This is a genomic window from Azospirillum canadense (assembly GCF_025961225.1).
GTDB lineage: Bacteria > Pseudomonadota > Alphaproteobacteria > Azospirillales > Azospirillaceae > Azospirillum > Azospirillum canadense.
Window position 1 is genome coordinate 351,167 of the sequence record NZ_JAOQNG010000002.1, and the last position, 17,234, is coordinate 368,400.

The 17,234-nt window shown below is 68.1% G+C and carries 17 protein-coding genes and 1 riboswitch; of the genes, 10 read left to right on the forward strand and 7 right to left on the reverse strand.

Going from position 1 to position 17,234, the window contains the following annotated elements:
• Positions 1 to 132: 132 nt before the first annotated feature.
• From M2351_RS16210 to M2351_RS16220, 3 genes are read right to left on the reverse strand one after another with little or no spacing between them, the layout of a single operon-like run.
• Entirely contained in the window at positions 133 to 858 is a 726-nt protein-coding gene (locus M2351_RS16210) for a sugar transferase (protein WP_264657150.1), read from the reverse strand.
• Complete coding sequence (locus M2351_RS16215) at positions 855 to 2,006, reverse strand: DegT/DnrJ/EryC1/StrS family aminotransferase (protein ID WP_264657151.1); 1,152 nt, start codon at positions 2,004 to 2,006, stop codon at positions 855 to 857. The genes M2351_RS16210 and M2351_RS16215 overlap by 4 nt, the downstream gene beginning before the upstream one ends.
• 55 nt (positions 2,007 to 2,061) lie before the next feature.
• Positions 2,062 to 2,784 carry a nucleotidyltransferase family protein gene (locus M2351_RS16220; RefSeq protein ID WP_264657152.1) on the reverse strand — a complete coding sequence of 241 codons (723 nt, stop codon included), beginning with the start codon at positions 2,782 to 2,784 and terminating at the stop codon, positions 2,062 to 2,064.
• A gap of 490 nt (positions 2,785 to 3,274) precedes the next feature.
• Here M2351_RS16220 and M2351_RS16225 point away from each other — a divergent pair, with 490 nt between their 5' ends.
• From M2351_RS16225 to M2351_RS16245, 5 genes are all read left to right on the forward strand, one after another.
• Positions 3,275 to 5,554 carry a GumC family protein gene (locus tag M2351_RS16225; RefSeq protein ID WP_264657153.1) on the forward strand — a complete coding sequence of 760 codons (2,280 nt, stop codon included), beginning with the start codon at positions 3,275 to 3,277 and terminating at the stop codon, positions 5,552 to 5,554.
• 10 nt (positions 5,555 to 5,564) lie between these two features.
• On the forward strand, positions 5,565 to 6,725 hold the full coding sequence (locus M2351_RS16230; protein WP_264657154.1) for a right-handed parallel beta-helix repeat-containing protein: 1,161 nt from the start codon (positions 5,565 to 5,567) through the stop codon (positions 6,723 to 6,725).
• A gap of 657 nt (positions 6,726 to 7,382) precedes the next feature.
• Positions 7,383 to 7,658 (forward strand): hypothetical protein, encoded by a 276-nt coding sequence (locus M2351_RS16235; RefSeq protein WP_264657155.1) that lies wholly within the window; start codon positions 7,383 to 7,385, stop codon positions 7,656 to 7,658.
• A gap of 718 nt (positions 7,659 to 8,376) precedes the next feature.
• Positions 8,377 to 10,449 (forward strand): carbohydrate-binding domain-containing protein, encoded by a 2,073-nt coding sequence (locus M2351_RS16240; protein WP_264657156.1) that lies wholly within the window; start codon positions 8,377 to 8,379, stop codon positions 10,447 to 10,449.
• A 223-nt stretch (positions 10,450 to 10,672) separates the two neighbouring features.
• The gene (locus M2351_RS16245; RefSeq protein WP_264657157.1) at positions 10,673 to 11,029 is read left to right on the forward strand and encodes a hypothetical protein; all 357 of its coding nucleotides are present in this window, start codon (positions 10,673 to 10,675) and stop codon (positions 11,027 to 11,029) included.
• Between the two features lie 3 nt (positions 11,030 to 11,032).
• On the opposite strand, the gene M2351_RS16250 is transcribed toward M2351_RS16245, so the two are convergent.
• Positions 11,033 to 11,344, reverse strand: coding sequence for a DUF1289 domain-containing protein (locus M2351_RS16250; protein WP_264657158.1), 312 nt, complete (start codon positions 11,342 to 11,344; stop codon positions 11,033 to 11,035).
• An 80-nt stretch (positions 11,345 to 11,424) separates the two neighbouring features.
• A complete protein-coding gene (locus M2351_RS16255) occupies positions 11,425 to 11,790 on the reverse strand; it encodes a hypothetical protein (protein ID WP_264657159.1) in 366 nt (121 codons plus the stop codon).
• Between the two features lie 162 nt (positions 11,791 to 11,952).
• Here M2351_RS16255 and M2351_RS16260 point away from each other — a divergent pair, with 162 nt between their 5' ends.
• The 4 genes from M2351_RS16260 (at position 11,953) to M2351_RS16275 (ending at position 15,124) form a co-directional block, all read left to right on the forward strand.
• A complete protein-coding gene (locus M2351_RS16260; RefSeq protein WP_264657160.1) occupies positions 11,953 to 12,297 on the forward strand; it encodes a hypothetical protein in 345 nt (114 codons plus the stop codon).
• Between the two features lie 92 nt (positions 12,298 to 12,389).
• Positions 12,390 to 12,520, forward strand: a riboswitch (yybP-ykoY riboswitch).
• 64 nt (positions 12,521 to 12,584) lie between these two features.
• Complete coding sequence (locus tag M2351_RS16265) at positions 12,585 to 13,148, forward strand: manganese efflux pump MntP (RefSeq protein WP_264657161.1); 564 nt, start codon at positions 12,585 to 12,587, stop codon at positions 13,146 to 13,148.
• A gap of 14 nt (positions 13,149 to 13,162) precedes the next feature.
• Entirely contained in the window at positions 13,163 to 14,158 is a 996-nt protein-coding gene (gene dmeF / locus M2351_RS16270) for a CDF family Co(II)/Ni(II) efflux transporter DmeF (protein ID WP_264657162.1), read from the forward strand.
• 150 nt (positions 14,159 to 14,308) lie between these two features.
• Positions 14,309 to 15,124 (forward strand): tellurite resistance TerB family protein, encoded by an 816-nt coding sequence (locus M2351_RS16275; protein ID WP_264657163.1) that lies wholly within the window; start codon positions 14,309 to 14,311, stop codon positions 15,122 to 15,124.
• Positions 15,125 to 15,136: 12 nt separating this feature from the next.
• On the opposite strand, the gene M2351_RS16280 is transcribed toward M2351_RS16275, so the two are convergent.
• Together M2351_RS16280 and M2351_RS16285 are read right to left on the reverse strand one after the other, a co-directional pair.
• The gene (locus M2351_RS16280; protein WP_264657164.1) at positions 15,137 to 15,805 is read right to left on the reverse strand and encodes a hypothetical protein; all 669 of its coding nucleotides are present in this window, start codon (positions 15,803 to 15,805) and stop codon (positions 15,137 to 15,139) included.
• Positions 15,802 to 16,470: a GntR family transcriptional regulator gene (locus tag M2351_RS16285; RefSeq protein WP_264657165.1), complete on the reverse strand. Its 669-nt coding sequence runs from the start codon at positions 16,468 to 16,470 to the stop codon at positions 15,802 to 15,804. The genes M2351_RS16280 and M2351_RS16285 overlap by 4 nt, the downstream gene beginning before the upstream one ends.
• Before the next feature lie 110 nt (positions 16,471 to 16,580).
• On the opposite strand from M2351_RS16285, the gene M2351_RS16290 reads away from it, so the two are divergent.
• Positions 16,581 to 17,174 (forward strand): O-methyltransferase, encoded by a 594-nt coding sequence (locus M2351_RS16290; protein ID WP_264657166.1) that lies wholly within the window; start codon positions 16,581 to 16,583, stop codon positions 17,172 to 17,174.
• Positions 17,175 to 17,234: the final 60 nt, after the last annotated feature.

The window sequence follows — 17,234 nt, forward strand, 5'->3', positions numbered from 1 at the left end:
TGGGATCCGCCGGGCGCGCCGGCGGCATTGGTTGCGTTTTTGTTTTGCGGCGCTTTCGATTGCGCCACTATCTTATCTTATTGATCGGGCCGGTTCCGGATGGAAAAGGAGAAGTCCGGCGCCCGCGTGGGGCTAGTCCCGAATGGACGCCCGGCTTTCCGGCTTGCGCCCCTCCGGCTTGCGGAAGCGGTCCAGCGGGGAGCCCGCCGGCAGGCCGACGCCGAAGACCGCCAAAAGCCCGCGGACCACCCACAGGGCGTCCTGCGCCAGGGTGCGCCGCGGGAAATAGTGCAGGTCGGCCCGCGCCTTCGCCGGAAACAGCACGGTGACGTAGAATTCGTGCGGGTCGGCGTTGGCGGGGAACAGCGCGCCCTCGTTGCGGAAATACACCTGGTTGGGGCCGAAGATGCCCGGCCGGTGGTCGAGCACGGCGCGGTACCCGCCCTGGAAGCAGTCCGCGAAGTCCAGCGTCTCCGGTCGCGGGCCGACGATCGCCATGTCCCCTTTCAGCACGTTCCAGAGCTGGGGCACCTCGTCGATCTTCGTGCGCTCCAGGAAGCGGCCGACGCGGGTCATGCGCTCGTCGTTCTTCAGCGTCACCGCCCGCCCACCGGAGCCGTCGCGGAATTTCCGGAATTTGTAGAGGCGGAAAAGACGACCATGCTGCCCCAGCCGCGGCTGCGAAAAGAAAACCGGGCCGGCCGAGTCGAGCTTGATGGCGATGATGACCGGGATCAGGACCGGCAGGAAGCACAGGATGCCGGCCAGCGCGGTCACGATGTCGAACGCCCGGCGCACGGCCGCCTCCGGGCTGAGGGCGGCCGCCGGCCCTTCGCGGAATTGGGACTCGCTGGTCATTCCGACCCCTCCAGTTCCGCCACGCCTCGGACGTCCGCCCTGGAAAGCGCACGGACCAGCGCCTGAACCACCGTTTCCACCTGCGCGTCCTCCATCCTGGGATGCAGCGGCAGGGTCAGCTCGCGCCGGGCGAACGCCTCGGTCAGCGGCAGCGCGACACCCGGGCAACGTTCCCGGTACAGGGTGAAGAGGTGCACCGGCGCGTAATGGACGCTGGTCTGGATGCCGTCCGCGCGCAGGGCGTCCATCACGGCCTCCCGGTCGATCTCCGGCGGGAGCAGGACCGGCAGGATGTGGTTGGAGGACGCCTGGGCGTCGGCGAAGGGCATGAGCACATCCGGGCACTCGCTCCGCAATCGCTCGCGATAAAGCTCGGTGAGCGCCCGCCGCCGGGCGTTCCAGGCCGGCAGCTTGCCGAGTTGGACCAGACCGACCGCGGCGCGCAGCTCGTCCATCCGGTGGTTGTAGCCGAGCATCGTGACGTCGTAGCCCTGGGCGTGCCCGGTTAGGCGCTGGCGCGTGCTGCTGGTCATGCCATGGCCGCGCAGCCGGCGGATGCGTTCCAGCACGTCGGGATCGCGGGCGAAGACCATGCCTCCTTCGGCAGTGGTCATGTTCTTGTTGCCGTAGAAGCTGAAGACGCCGGCGTCGCCGATCGCCCCGGCGCCCTCGGCCCCGGCGGCGTGCGCCGCATCTTCGATCAGGCGCAGGTTGTGCGCGGCGGCGAAGGCGCGCCAGACGTCGGGATCGGGCAGAGCGCCGGCGTAGTCCACCAGGATCACCGCCTTGGTGCGGGCGGTGCGCTTGGCCTCGGCGTCAGTGAGCGACATCAGCGGCCGGTCGAGCGCGTCGATGTCCACGAAGACCGGCGTCGCGCCGGCGTGCAGCACGGCGTTGGCGGTGGCGACGAAGGTCATCGCCGGCACCAGCACCTCGTCCCCCGGCCCGATGCCGAGGCTTTCCAGCACGAGGTGAAGGCCCGCGGTGCAGGACCCCACGGCCACGGCGTCGTCGACACCGTGCGCGGCGGCGAACGCCTTCTCAAAAGCGGCCACGCGGTCGCCCATGGTGATCCAGCCGCTGTCGATGACGGCCGCAAGGGCGGCCTTTTCCTCCTCACCGAGGGTCGGCTCGGCTACCAGAAGCATGATGGTCTTCTCCGCAGGCCAGCAAAATTCAGGTCAGGCATGATTGGACGCGCCATTACGCGACCACGCGCGTCTCGTAGGCCGCCGGCCACTGCTCGTCCCAGGCCATCTCCTGCACCTTCTGGAAGTCCTCGACCCGCCCGATGTCGAGCCACAGGCCGCCGTGCTGGAAGGTGCTGACCGGTTCCTGCGCGGCCAGCATGGCGTGCATCAGGTTGTCGAAGCCGAAGGCGACTCCGTCGGGGATGTAGGACAGGATGTCTGGCTCCATGCAGTAGACGCCCATGCTGACGAGGTGGGTCAGGGTGGGCTTTTCCTGGAAGCGGACGACCCGATTGCCTTTTTCCTCGATGATGCCGAAGTCGGTCTGGATGGTGCGGCTGGCCGTCGCGATGGTCAGCATCGTCTCCTGCCGGCGGTGGAAATCGGCCAGGGCTGCGATGTTCAGGTCGGTCAGCACGTCGCCGTTGATGACCAGGAAGGTCTCGTCCAGCTCTTCCCGCAGCAGGCGCAGCGCGCCGACGGTGCCGAGCGGCTCCAGCTCTTCGGTGTAGCGGATGCGCAGGCCCCACTGCCGCCCGTCGCCGCAGACCGTGCGGATCAGGTGGCCCAGGTAGCCGGTGGTGATGAACACCTCCTGCACGCCGTTGCGGCGCAGCCACTTCAGCAGCAGTTCCAGGACCGGCTTCGATCCGACGGGCATGAGGGGTTTCGGCAGGACCATGGTGTAGGGTCGCAGCCGCATTCCCTTGCCACCGCATTGAATGACACCCTTCATTCCTCCCCTCCTCCTGTGCCGTGATCCGGTCGTTGTCGTGAGCGACCCGTCCGGGAGAGAGCCGCCTGTGGTCGCCGCATGCGGCCGGGTCGGCGATGCCGCGCCCCGGCGACGCCACGAGGCGTCTTACCGTCATGCTTTCTTATGCTATCGATAACGGGCGGTGTAAACACGCTCGCTGGATGTAAGCATAAGGCGCGATAGGATGAGGGATGGGTCGCGTTTTCGCAGTGCAGAACGCGGAAAGAAAGTGGCAGGAGGGCGCTCCCAGGGCCCATGCCATACCCCGCTTTAGGGCGGCGCTGCGTCCCGGACGTAACCTGTTTTTTCGCTTTCGGTTCATTTTCTTGCGTCTTACTCTCCAAAAACCGGCGAAAACGTGGAATCGGCCTGGCATTAAGTCGGGGCGCCCTCCCTGGCGCGCGATTCCGCCGATAAGAAAAGACGATGGCCGGCACCGTGCCTTCCATGACGGGGAAAGAGAAAGCCAATGGATCAGTTCGAGATCGTGCCCGCAGGCGTCCGCGATCCGGCGCCCTATGTGGTCCAGGACGCCGACGGCCCGGGTGGGGGTGGCGAGATCGACACCGTGGCGGCGCTGAAACGCCGGAAGGGTCTGATCGCGCTCGTGGTCGCGGGCGTCGCCCTGCTGGCCTTCCTGGTGACCCGCCTCATGACGCCGCTCTACGAGGCGGAGGCCGGCATCATGTTCAAGCCGCACGAGCTGACGCCCATGGGCACGCCGACCCAGATCGGGACGATGCTTCCGTCGGAGGAGACGGCGCGCAAGAACGAGATCGCCGTGATCCGCTCCCGCGAGCTGGCCGACGCCGTGGTGACCCGCCTCCAACTCGACCAGTTGCCGGAGTTCAACCCGGCCCTGCGGCCGCCCTCGCAGATCGACCATCTGCTGGACACGGCGCGCACGACGATCGCGTCCTGGGCCGAACGGCTTCCCGACGAGATCGCCGCCCCGATCGCCGCCCTGACGCTGAAGCAGCCTGAGAACTGGACGCCCGACCGCATCCGCAACGAGGTGATCGAGCGATTCCAGCGCCGGCTGGAAACCTCCTCCGCCGACGCGTCGCGAGTCGTGGGCATCCGGTTCTATTCGGAGGACGCACAGCGCTCCACCCTGGTCGCCAACACGATCGCGGAGACCTTCATCGACCGGAAGCGCGCCCGCGACCTGGCCGGGGCGGAGGCGCTCGTCGCCAACCTGACGCAGGAAATCGGCACACTGAACCACGACATCCAGGACTCGGAACGCAAGGTCGACGAGCGGAAGCTGTCGCTGGGCCTGTCCGCCAACGGCACCCGGGCGCTGGAGGAACGGCTGGCCGAGTTGAGCCGCCAACTGATGGGCGCCACCGCCGAACGCGTGCGGGCGGAGGCGCAGTTCGCCGAAGCGCAGCAGGTTCGCAATTCCGGCGACCTTCAGGCGGCGGCGCAGGTGCTCGGCTCGTCCCTGATCCAGCGCTTGCAGGAAGCGCAGGCGATGGCGACCGCTCGCGCCGGGCAGCTGGCGCTGCGCTACCAGGAAAACCACCCCCAGATGCAGGCCGCCCGGCAGGAACTGCGCGACATCCGCGCCAAGCTGGGTGAGGAGATGAACAAGATCCAAACCGCACGCCTGAACGCCGTCGCCATCGGCAAGGCGACCGAGGCCGGGCTGCACCGCCAAGTGGACGAGCTGAAGGCCCAGATGACCAAGGCCAACGCCGCCCAGGTGGACGTCGGCATCATGGAGCGCGAGGTGGAGGCCAAGCGGGCGCTGATGCCGCAGCTGACCGCGCGGCTCAACAGCGTCAACGCGCAGATCGACTACATGAAGAACCGCGGCGCCGACACCGAGGTGCTATCCCAGGCGGTGGTGCCGCGCCGCGCCAGCTACCCGCCGACCCTGGCGATCATGGCGACGGCCGTGATCATGGCCGCGGGCGGCGGCGGCATCCTGGCCGTCATGCTGGAACGCGCCGACAACACGATCCAGAGCACGTCGCAGCTGCGCCGCATGACCCCGCTGCGCGTCATCGGCACCCTGCCGGTGGTTCGCCGGCGCCGCCGGCGCGGTCCCCCGGCCGCGGAAGTGCTGAACGGCGGCGACACCTCCTTCCAGGAGCATCTGCGCACCATCGCGCTCCGCTCCGGCGTGTGCGGGCCGGCCTCGGCGAAGGTGATGCTGATCACCTCGGCCGTGTCGGGCGAGGGCAAGAGCAGCACGGCCTCCTCGCTCGCCCGCATGCTGTCGCTGTCCGGCCGGCGGACGATCATCGTGGACGCCGACCTGCGCGCGCCGGTGCTCCACCGCATCTTCGGGCTCCAGCGCGGGCCGGGACTCGCCGAATGCATCGAGGAGGGACTCGGGCTGGAGGAGGTGATCCAGCGCGACGAGGCGACCGGCACGCATGTCATCGCCGCCGGACAGGCCCGTGGGGCTTCGTCCGACGTGCTGCAATCGCGCCGTATGCAGGATTTGGTCGGGGAGCTGGCGCTCCACTACGACAACGTCATCATCGACTCGCCGCCGGTCCTGGCGGTCTACGACTCCAACATCCTGGCGCGGCTGGTCGACCGGACGCTGATGATCGTCCGCTGGCGGTCGACCCATTCCTCGACGCTGGCGACGGCCCTGCAGCGGCTGTCCGACGACAATGTCCCCGTGGACGGCATCGTTCTGTCGCAGGTGGACGGGCGCAAGTACAGCGTCTACGGCTACCCCGACTCGGAGGTCTTTTCTCCGGGCTTCCGCAAATACTACCAGAACTAAGGGTCCGCGGATGATGAGCCCGACGCCGAGCCGCCGTTCCCTTCTGGTCGCGCTTTCGATCCTGGGCGTGGCGATCGCATTGCCCGCAAGCGCCCTGCCCTCAAACGGACGTGCGGCGGGCGATCTGTTCGTCGCGGAGGGGGGATCGGACGGCAATCCCGGCACGCGGGAGGCTCCCTTCCGCACCATCGCGAAGGCCGCGGCGGCGGCGCGGCCGGGGATGACGGTCCATGTGGCGCCCGGCGTCTACCCCGGCGGCTTCAAGACCACGGCCGACGGCGTGACCTACCGGTCCGACGTCCCATGGGGCGCGCGGATCGAGCCGCCGCCGGGCGGTGCCGACATTGCTTGGGAAAACCGCGGTGCCAGTGTCGTCATCGACGGGTTCGAGGTGTCTGGAGCAATGTTCCGCATCGGGCTCTACACGACCGGCAGCGACTCGGTCGTGCAGAACGCAAGGGTGCACGACCTCGGCACCTTCCTGAACGGCCGCGGCGGGGCCGGCATTTACGGCGACGGCTATTACGGGGGCATGAACATCACGCTGCGCAACAACGAGGTCTTCCGGATCGGCCCGCCAAACACGAAGAGCCGGCTGGTGCACGGCCTCTACCACAGCACGACCGGCCTGATCGCCAACAACCTCGCCCACAACAACGCCGGTGCCGGCATCCACCTGTGGCACGACGCGCGCGACCTGGTGATCGTGAACAACACCCTGTTCCAGAACCACATCGGCGCCTGGATCGGGGCGAACGAGCATTACCGCCACCAGGGACCGGCCGACCGCATCACCTTCGCCAACAACATTGTCTACGACAATCGCGGCTACGGCATCGTGGAAGGCGGGGAAACCGGCACGAACAACCGGTACATGACCAACCTCGTCTTTGGGAACGGCACGGACATCCGCCTGCAGAACGGCCTGACGGCGACGGGAACCATCACCGCCGATCCGGGTTTCCTGCGCTACGCGCCGGACGGTGGGGGTGACTACCGTCCGGGTCCGGGGTCCCCGGCCATAGGGGCCGGCACCGTCGCCGTGGCCCCGCCGAGCGACCTCAGCGGCGGTCCGCAAGACGCGGCGGTGGACATTGGGGCCTTCGCGCATCGTGGGGCTCCGGTCGGTGCAACGGCGCCCGCCCTGCCGAAGCGGCCGAGTTCCGGATAAATCGCATGTCTCCGTTGAGTTGCCGCCCCGCCGATCGCGTTTTCGTACGGCGCCAAAGCGTAGCGTCCGGCGCGAACGCATAACCACTCCAAGCAACGGAATGAAAAAGCGTTGGTCACGAAAGGCCAATTGTCAGGAACCGTGCGTATTGGCGATGATGTGTGACGCTTTTTTATGCATTGCCAAGACAACACCGTCCACTCGGTGGGCATAGGACGATCTCACGTGCATAAGCCCGGCATTTTGTCCGGGTTGGCGCCAGGGATGAATGGGCCGTACAACGTTGGCGAGGCCGCCTGCGATGGACGATACGAACGCATCGGCATGTCGTGTTGACCATTGTCCGCCTTTTACGGTCTCGTCATTGTTGCGATGCGGCAGAGTGCCTCGAAAATCGATGTTTTGTTTGATCACCGATGTCAACGCCGTGACGTGCGCACCGATCGACTTGCGGCATTAGAACCGTCGGCGGTCAATTGCCGGCGGTCAATTCGGCCCATTCTCCATCCGGCTGCGGAGAATGATGACCAGTTTTTGGGCGGAGTCTTCCGCCTGACCATGGAATGAGCAAGCCGGTTCGTGCCGAAACGCAAGGCCACGGAGATGGCCGCGACAAACGAGCACCGGGGACAGGAGCCACGATAGGGAGGGGGTGGCATGGTCAGGATCAGTCTGCGGGGCATCTCCGTGACAGAGGCGGAATGTGCCCTGGCCAAGCTCTGGTGCCGGGTGGAGGAACTCGACGCCGCTCCACCCCGGCTGCGGTTCCGCTTTCTCCCGGACGGCCGTATCACCGTCCTGGCGAGCTTCCCCGACCCGGACACCGCCCAAAGGATCGTCCAGGCGCTCGGCTGGCTGCCCGGGCCTCATCTCGCCCGGTCAAACGCCCGAACGGCGGCGAACCCGCCGGAGGAACCCGCCGCGCAAGTTTAAAGCGGATTGCGATCCGCTTTGGACCGCGACGGCGGTCCCGGCCGCCCGTGCGGCCGAAGCCCGACCGGCGAATGAGGTCATATGAATCTAAAGCGAATGCAAATTCGCTTTAGGGCGGAAGCGCCCGTTGCGGAGGCATCCGATTTTCGGCCCAATGTGCCCCGTTGTGGCATTTTTGGGTGTGTCGCGGCCGGCACGCCGGTCAAAATACCCTCCGGATCCCAAAAATTATACACAAACATGACCGACTTTCGCCCCAAGGGGTCGGTCTATGCTGTTCTCACGAATGGGGCCACACCGGGCCGCACCGTTCTTGCCCTTGCCGCAGCCGGCAAGACGAACGGTGCATCGGCGCGGCAGCCCCTTTTGGGACAGCAAACAGGAGTTCCCGGCAATGGCGACCGGAACCGAAATTCCATCCTAGCCCTTCCCTTGACGAAGTCCGTTCGCCGGGCGTGACGCCGCCGGCCGAACCGCTGCGCACCGCGTGACGCCGCATCGGCGCGACGGACAGGGAAAAATCGATACCCGCAAGGCCAGGGCCGCGGGAACACGCGCGAATGACCGCGCCCCGCATGGGCCGCCCCGCATTGGCCGGTGACCGGCGAGGACGTCCAGCTTGGGACGCCCCTTTGGACGCCCATGACCGGCCACGCCCTGACCAATTGCGGCTTCAAAATTTTCGCAAAGCGAATGAATCAGAAGGACTGGTTTGACCATGGCTGATCTTTACGTTTCCACCACGGGCTCGGATTCCGGCAACGGCACCAAAGATTCGCCCTTCCGCACCATCGCGAAGGCCTCGCAGGCGGCCGGCACCGGCACCACGGTCCACGTGGCGAACGGCACCTACCAGGGCGGCTTCTCGACCTCGGCCAACGGCGTGACCTACGTCTCCGACACCAAGTACGGCGCCAAGATCGTCGCCCCGTCGGGCGGCGCCGACATGGCCTGGAGCAACAGCGGCTCCAACGTGACCATCAACGGTTTCGAGGTGTCCGGCTCGTCCTTCCGCATCGGGCTCTACACCACCGGCAGCAACTCGGTGATCGAGAACTCCAAGGTGCACGACATCGGGAACAACCTGAGTGGCACCGGTGGCGCCGGCATCTACGCCGATAGCTACAGCGGCGGCACCAACATGACGATCAAGAACAACGAGGTGTACAACGTCGGGCCGGCCGGGACGAACAGCAGCCTCGTCCACGCGATCTACCACAGCTCCACGGGCACCATCGCCAACAACCTCGTGTACGACAACGCGGGCGTCGGCATCCACCTGTGGCACGATGCCCATGACTTGACGATCGTGAACAACACGACCTTCAACAACTACATGGGCGCGTGGATCGGCGCGGACGAGCACTACACCTACAGTGGTGCGGCCGACAACATCAAGTTCGCCAACAACATCGTCTACGACAACCGCGCTTACGGCGTCGCGGAAGGCGGTACGACCGGCACGCACAACACCTACACGAACAACCTCGTGTACGACAACAGCACGGACTTCCGCCTGCAGAACGGCCTGAAGGCCACCGGCACGGTCGCGTCCGACCCGAAGTTCGTGAAGTACGTGGCCGACGGCGGCGGCGACTACCACCTCGCGGCGGGTTCGCCGGCCATCAACGCGGGCACCTCGACCAACGCCCCGACGACCGACATGAGCGGCGCGTCGCGCGAGGGGGCCGTGGACATCGGCGCCTACGAGTACAAATCCACGACCAGCGGCGGCAACACCCCGACGGCGCCCTCCGCCCCGAGCACGCCCACCACGCCGACCTCCCCCACCGCGGGCAGCTCGACCATCACGGTGAACGCGTCGGGCAACCCGGCCGGCGGCGTCAACGCCCACTTCAACCTGCTGATCGACGGCAAGAAGGTCGGCGAGGGCATGGCCGGCACGACCGCCAAGGACTTCACCTTCACGACCAACGCGACCGCCGACCAGGCGCACAAGGTCCAGGTGCAGTACGACAACGACGGCACCGTGAACGGCCAGGACCGCAACCTGATGGTCAACAAGATCACCATCAACGGCCATGCCGTGAACCCGACCGACAGCATCGTGTCCTATGACAAGGGCGCGCTGGACGGCCAGGACGTGGTGAAGGGCCAGTCGGGCATGTGGTGGAACGGCACGCTGGCCGTCAGCGCCGACAAGTCCTACTTCCCGGCGGGCGGCTCCGCCCCGACGGCCGGCAGCTCGAGCATCACGGTCAACGCGTCGGGCAATGCGGCCGGCGGCGTGAACGCCCACTTCAACCTACTGGTCGACGGCAAGAAGGTCGGTGAAGGCGTCGCCGACACGACCGCCAAGGACTACACCTTCAAGACCGATCTGGCGTCCGGCCAGGCGCACAAGGTCCAGGTGCAGTACGACAATGACGGCACGGTGAACGGCCAGGACCGCAACCTGACGGTCAACAAGGTCACCATCAACGGCCATGCCTCCAACGCCACGGACGCCAACGTGTCCTACGACAAGGGCGCGCTGGACGGGCAGGACGTGGTGAAGGGCCAGTCCGGGATGTGGTGGAACGGCACGCTGGTCGTCAGCGCCGACAAGAGCTGGTTCCCGGCTTCCGCCACCACCGCCGGCACGGCCACGGCCCAGTCGCTGGGCGACCAGACCGACGTGTGGACCCACATCGCCGTGCAGAACGTCGAGCATCCGGTGACCACCGCCGTGGACACGCAGGTCGCCTCGGTGGAGACCTACGACCACGGGCTGGACGCGGCGCACCTGCTGGCGCTGCACCACGACACGCACCTGTCGTCGGCGGCCTGACGCTCGGCGTCATTTGGCGGCCTGACGCTCTGCGTCACCGATTGGGAATACGGTTGGGAATGGGGTCGGCAGCCTGCGCTGCCGGCCCCTTTTCCGTTCTTGGCGTTTTCCCGGCTTATTTGCCTGTTGGTCTGCGTGATCATTTTGCGACGGCGGATGGCATGGCGTCGCAGGCCCGGCCTTGTGGTAGGATGTGGGCCGAACGACAGACGCCTTGGACCCCATGTCGAGCCTCTCCTCCGGCCTCAACTCCCTCGTCGCCACCGTGCTGGGCAGCCACCCGGCGCTGCGCCTGCTGCCGATCTCCCGCTACACGCAGGAGCAGGCGGCCGTCTACGCCACCGCCAACGGGCGGGCCATCGCGCACGAGGTGGATGAGGAGGGGCGGCAGTCGCTCCTCGTCGCGCTGGAAGGGCTCGACTACGTCAGCGTCTGCGACCTGGAGCATGATCTGAGCCCGCCGGGCGACCGGCCGCTGTCGCTTCTGATCCCGGAATTGCGGAGCGGCCTGCTGGCCCGATTCGCGCCGAAGACCGCCGGCGACGTGTGCCGCATCGTCGAGGCGGTCTGCCCGGCCTGACCGTCAGTCCGCCGCGTCCAGCGCTGGGGGCGGGGCCAAATCCGCCCGCTCTGCCCGCAGCGTGCCGAGCTTGGCCTCCAGCTTGCGGATCTTCCTATCGAGCTTCTTCAGGCGCTTGGCCGTCTTCTTCCGGTCGGCCCTCGGCTCCTCCAGGCCGAGCGCGCGCAGGCGCCCAACGATGGCGGCCTTCGTGTCGTCGGACAGGCGCTTCCAGTGCTTCACCTCGCTGCGCGTCCGCAGGCAGCCGAGGCAGGTGCCGGCCGAATCGAATCGGCAGACCTTGATGCAGGGGTTCCGGGTGTCGGGCGTGCTCATGGCCGAAAAGGATGGGAGCGCTGGCGCCCGATCGGAAGGGCCGTTCACGTGTCCGTGACCATCTGCGTTCACCGCATGGCCTACTGCGTTGCGCGCGCCGGCCGGCACGCCGCGCGCGCCTTCGCGTCCACGCTCCGGGCCAGGCTGCTGACCTCCCCGATGGCCGCGGCCGTGGGGGTGCTGCGGTAAAGCGCCGCCGGCAGCGGATAGCCGGTCCGCTCCCCCTCCCGCACATGCCACGCCAGGATGCAGGAGCACAGCCGCGTCGCCTCGGCCACGTCAGAACCGCTGCCAGATGCAAAGGGGCTGGCCTCGCAGGCGGCGAGGAAGCCGCGGTTGTCCACCGCGCGTCCGGAGTCGTCGGATGGGGTCCGGCCGAATACGATCAGGGCCGCGACGCAGCAGACGGCAAACAGAACCAGCAGGGAGCGCGGGCTTCGAAACACGGGTGTTTGTCTCCGGACCAGGGCGCGGCGTGGCCGCCACCCTCCTTTTGCACCAGAACCCTCCCCTCCTGCATCCCCTCATCGCGCTGGCACCGGGCGCAGGCTCTTTGAAATCCGTTGAGCGAAACCCGTTGAGCAAACCCCAGCGAGGAGGCCGTGGCCATGCCCAAACGCCGTGCCGCCTGGATCGGGGCGTTCGCCGTGCTGTTCCCCGCAGCGGCGGCCGCCCAGGGCTACACCCCCTACGACACCTACCGGGACGCCTATGGCGGCCCGCATTACACCAACAATCTGTCGCCCGACCGGGACGACCGCACCGCCCTGGGCCCGGTCGCCGGGGCCGGCGACCCATTCCTGGTCCGCACCCGGCCCGCCCGCGGCTGGGGCGAGGTGGATGACATCGGCGCCGGCTTCTGGGAATGGCAGGAGGACCGCATCCGCCAGCGCCGCCAATCGCACGACGAGCAGGACGCTTTCCGGCACGACCGCGACTTACGCCGGCGATAGCCAGAGTTGGGCGGGCAAAGATTTAGAGCGATTCAAAACGTATGAACAGCTGTTCATATAGATTGACGTTCCGAACCGGGCACTATACGGTCCGCCCCGTCATTGGGGAGTAGCCACCCTCCGTGGAGAGGGGCGCGTGCCAACAGACTCGGGGGTTCCCCCGTGGTGCGTGCGGCCGCCGGACTTCGGATCCGGCCAGCCCGGCAAGACCGATGGTGCGGCTGCAACCCGAAGGCCAAACGGGGGGCGGACGCGCTGTCGTGTCCGTTTGGCCGGAGTCACGTCCCATGTTCGGCTTCACCTCCCTCGCGCTCGCCGTCAGCCTTTCCATGGACAGCTTCGCCGCCGCTCTCGGTCGCGGCGCGGCGCAGAAGCGCCCGGGCGTGTCCGAGGCGATCCGCGTCGGCGCCACCTTCGGGGCCTGCCAGTTGGGAATGGCCGCCATCGGCTGGGGCGTGGGCGCGGCTTTTGCCGAAATGGTCCAGGCGGTCGACCACTGGATCGCCTTCAGCCTGCTGCTGCTGATCGGCGGATCGATGGTCCGCAACGCCGTCAAGGGCGAGGCGGACGACGAGGCGGCGGCGACCCGGTCGGGCTGGCTGGCCCTGCTGACCATGGCCGTGGCGACGAGCATCGACGCCAGCGCGGTCGGGGTCGGCCTTGCCATGGCCGACGTCGACATCGCCGTGACCGCGACGCTGATTGGCGTCGTCACCTTCCTGATGGGCTTCGGCGGGGTTCTGCTTGGCCGCGCTGCCGGCCCGCTGCTCGGCCGACGCGCGGAATTGGTGGGAGGGCTTGGCCTGATCGCCATCGGCGCCAAGATTCTGGTCGAACACACGCTGCTCTGATCGGAACAGGTTTCATGCACACCCATTCGCTGGACCGCTGGCGGCACGACCACGCCTTCGGGCAAGAGGAAGCCAGCGCCGCCGAGCGCCGGACCCTGGTCGTGGTCGCGCTGACCGCCGTCACCATGGTGGTGGAGGTCGCGGCCGGCCTGTGGACCGGCTCCATGGCCCTGCTGGCCGACGGCGTCCACATGGCCTCGCACGTGCTGGCGCTGGGCATCGCCGCCTTCGCCTACATGTACGCCCGCCGCCACGCCCACGACCCCCGCTTCAGCTTCGGGACGGGCAAGGTCAACGCGCTGGGCGGCTTCACCGGCGCGCTGCTTCTGGCCGTCGTCGCCCTCGGCATGGGGTGGGAGAGCGTCGCGCGCCTGATCACCCCCGGTCCCATCGCCTACGACGAGGCGATCCTCATCGCCATCCTCGGCCTGATCGTGAACGCCGCGAGTGTCCTGGTCCTCGGCGGGCACAGCCATGGGCACGGACATGGCCATGAACACGGCCATCATGGGCATGATCACCACGACCACGATCATCATGGGCACAGCCACCATGCGCACGGCCGCCATTCTCACGGCCACCACGCGCATGAGGACCACAACCTGCGCTCCGCCTATCTGCATGTGCTGGCGGACGCGCTGACCTCCGTGCTGGCCATCGCGGCCCTGCTCGGCGCCAAATATTCGGGGGCGACCTGGCTCGACCCGGTGATGGGCGTGGTCGGTGCGGTGCTGGTGGCGAACTGGTCGCGCGGGCTGATCGGCTCCACCAGCCGCGTCCTGCTCGACCACCAGGCGTCGGATTCCGTGCGCGAGGGCATCCGCGCCGCCATCGAGCGCGGGGACGACCGCGTGGCCGACCTGCATGTCTGGTCCATCGGCCCGGGCGTCAACGCCGCCATCGTCAGCCTGGTCACCCACGACCCGCAGCCGCCGGAACACTACCGCGCGCGCGTTCCCGCCTCGCTCGGCATCCGGCACCTCAGCATCGAAGTCAACCGCTGCGCTTAAGCCGCCCGGCGATGCCCGTCGGTACAGACGGGTGTTCTGCCGGAATTTCCCGTAGCGTTCGCTGCAAACGGCGGCTTGGCCGTCGAACTCCTGCCCTCCCCGCCTGTTGTCGCTTGCGCAAGGCAACATCGAACGGTGGGGAGACATCGAATGGCCGACCTCCAGAACATCCTCGGTACCATGCTCGCGACGGGCATGGGCGGGCGCAGCGGCATGGGGATGGAAAGCATGGGCTCCATGCTGAACAACAGCGGCGGCCTTGGCGCCGGACCGATGGGCGAACCTTCGACCGGCCGAAGTGGCTTGGGCGTCGGGCCCGTCGCCGGGCTCGGCGCGCTGGCCTACATCGCCTACCGCGCCTTCCAGGAGCGCCAGCAGAACATGCGTCCGGATTCCGGTCAGCCGACGGAGGCGCCCACGAGCGGAGCCCCGTCGAGCGGCGGCCTATGGGGCGGTGGGGCCGGCGGCGGAATCCTGGGCAGCATTTTCGGCGGCGCGGCCGGCGGTGCCGGCGGCGGCTCCCTGGGCGACCGGCTGTCGCAAATGCTCCAGCCCCGCGCACCGCAGCCGGAAGCGGCCCACCCCGCCCCGGCGGACGAAGGCGCCTACCCGGCCCTGGCGATGGAGGACCAGCACGCCCTGCTGCTCATCCGCGCCATGATCGCCGCCGCCAACGCCGATGGCGAGATCACCGCGCAGGAGCGCGGGCGCATCCTGTCCGCGCTTGATGAGGCCGGGGCCGGCCCGGAGGAGCGGCGGGTGGTCGAACAGGAACTCGACCGGCCGCAGTCGCTCGACAGCCTGGTCCAGGCTGTCCGTGACCCGCAGACGGCGGAGCAGGTCTATATGGCCTCCATGATGGCGGTGGACCGCAATTCGGAGACGGAGCGCTCCTACCTGCAGTATCTCGCCACCCGCCTGCGCATCGACCCGCAGCGGCTGCAGCAGATGAACCAGGCCGCGTAAGCGACATGCGCGTCACGGCAGGGCCTGGGCCTGGAAGTCATCGAATTCGGTGACGCTGTCGGCCTTGGTCCACAGGCCCACCTTGCCGGCCGCCTTGAAGGTCGGGTCCTGGGCTTCGAACAGCGGCTGGCCATCGAGGGAGACCTGGAGCCGGTCCCCCTCGACGGTCAGGCCCAGCGTGCGCCAATCGCCGGTGCGCAGGTCGGCGGGCTTTCCGGTGATCTCCGAGCGGAGGCCAGCCACCACCTTGTACAGGTTGACGTTCCCTTCCAACGCGTTGGCGCGCACGACGTAGTAGTTTCCGGAATCCCGGAACCGCGCCACAAGGCCGGCGCCTTGGTCCACCCTGCCCGACACCGGCTTGAAGCGGACGCTCAGCCGGACGTTGGCCGTGGTCAGGGCGTTCTCGATGCACAGCGGAAAGCGGTTCCCGGTCGCGTCGGCGCTGGACTGCGTCAGCACCTTCGGCCCCGCCAGCGAGGAAGAATCCTCCGTCACAGCCCAGCGCGGCGGTTGACCCTTGCCCGTCTGTGCGACGGAAAAGCCCGGCGGCAGACCGCCGACCTTGTCCCCTTCGAAGTCGAAGCGGATCGATTGGCCGACCGGTCCGGCCGCCAGGGCGGAACCGGAAGCGGCGGCCAGGACAGCCAAGGCAACCAACGCACCAACGCGCACCGTCATGGCGATCTTCCCTCTGATGTTGGCATCTCAGGGAAACAACGCGCGGCAAGCGCCAAGCTCCGCACATGAACGCGCGCCACCGCCTCGGCGCGGTCCGGATCCCGATCGCGGATCGCGGCGACCAGATGCGCGTGGTCGTCGCGCCGGACCGACAGGTCCTCCCGCGTTGTCGGACGGCCGCGGCACATGGTCCGCGTCTGCGCGTAGAGCGCCTCCAGCATCCGCCCGATGGTCTCGTTGCCGGCGATGCGCAGCACGGCCTGATGGAAGGCCAGCGCCGCGTCGGCGTAGCCGGTGTCGTCACCCGCGTCCAAGCAGGCCTGCTGCTCTGCCAGCGACCGCTCCAGCGCCGCCACGTCGGCCAACCCGGCCCGCTCCGCCGCGAGGCGCGCAGCCATGCCCTCCAGCGCTTCCCGCGTCTCAAACAGCTCGGCCAAGCGGCGCGCGTCGAAGCGCACGAGGAAGACCCCGTGCCGAGGCACGACCTCCAGCAGCCCTTCCGATTCCAGCCGCGCGATGGCGTCCCACACCGGCGACCGGCTGACCCCGAGTTCCTGCGCGACGGCAATCACGTTGACCTTGGCGCCCGGCGCGTAGCGGTCGCTGTCCAGCAGCAGCGCGCGCAGGCGCTCGTAGGCCTCCTCCCCCAGGTTTGGGCGACGCATCCGGACGATCATGGTTTTCCCACATGCAATGTCACCATTGACGGTAACATGTTACCAGTGCACAGTCGAGGCCATCCGCACCGTTTCACCCACACCGAGGAGCCCGACCCATGCTGGTGGATGCCGCCGTCGACCACGTGCTGCGCGACCTGGAGAGCTTTGGCCGCGAGAACGACAGCCGCGAGGGCGACCGCGCCCGCAAGATGCTGAACCTGGAACGCGAGACGGCCGAATTGGTGCATGTCCTGGTGCGCAGCGGGCGGCGCCGGCGCGTGCTGGAGATTGGTACGTCCAACGGCGTCAGCACCCTCTGGCTCGCCGCCGCCCTGCGCGCGACCGGCGCCACGGAGCCCCTGATCAGCGTCGAGCGTGATCCCGCCAAGAGCGCCGAAGCCCGCGCGAACCTGGAGCGCGCCGGGCTGGCCGACCGCGTCCACCTGCTGGTCGGCGACGCGACGGAGGTGGTGGCCGGCCTGCCCGGCCCCTTCGACTGCGTCTTCTTCGACGCCGACCGCTGGAGCGCTCCGGACCAGCTGCGCCTGCTCCTGCCGAAGCTGGAACGGGACTGCCTGCTGCTGGCTGACAACGCCCTGTCCCATCCCCAGGAGATCGCCGGCTACATCGCCGCCGTGGAGGCACTGCCCGATTTCGGCTCCACGACCTTCCCGGTCGGCAAGGGGCTGCATGTGGCGCATCGGGGGTGAGGGGCGTGGGGAGCGTGGTCGCGTTGGGCCCCCTCCCGACCTCCCCCGCGAAGTGGGGGG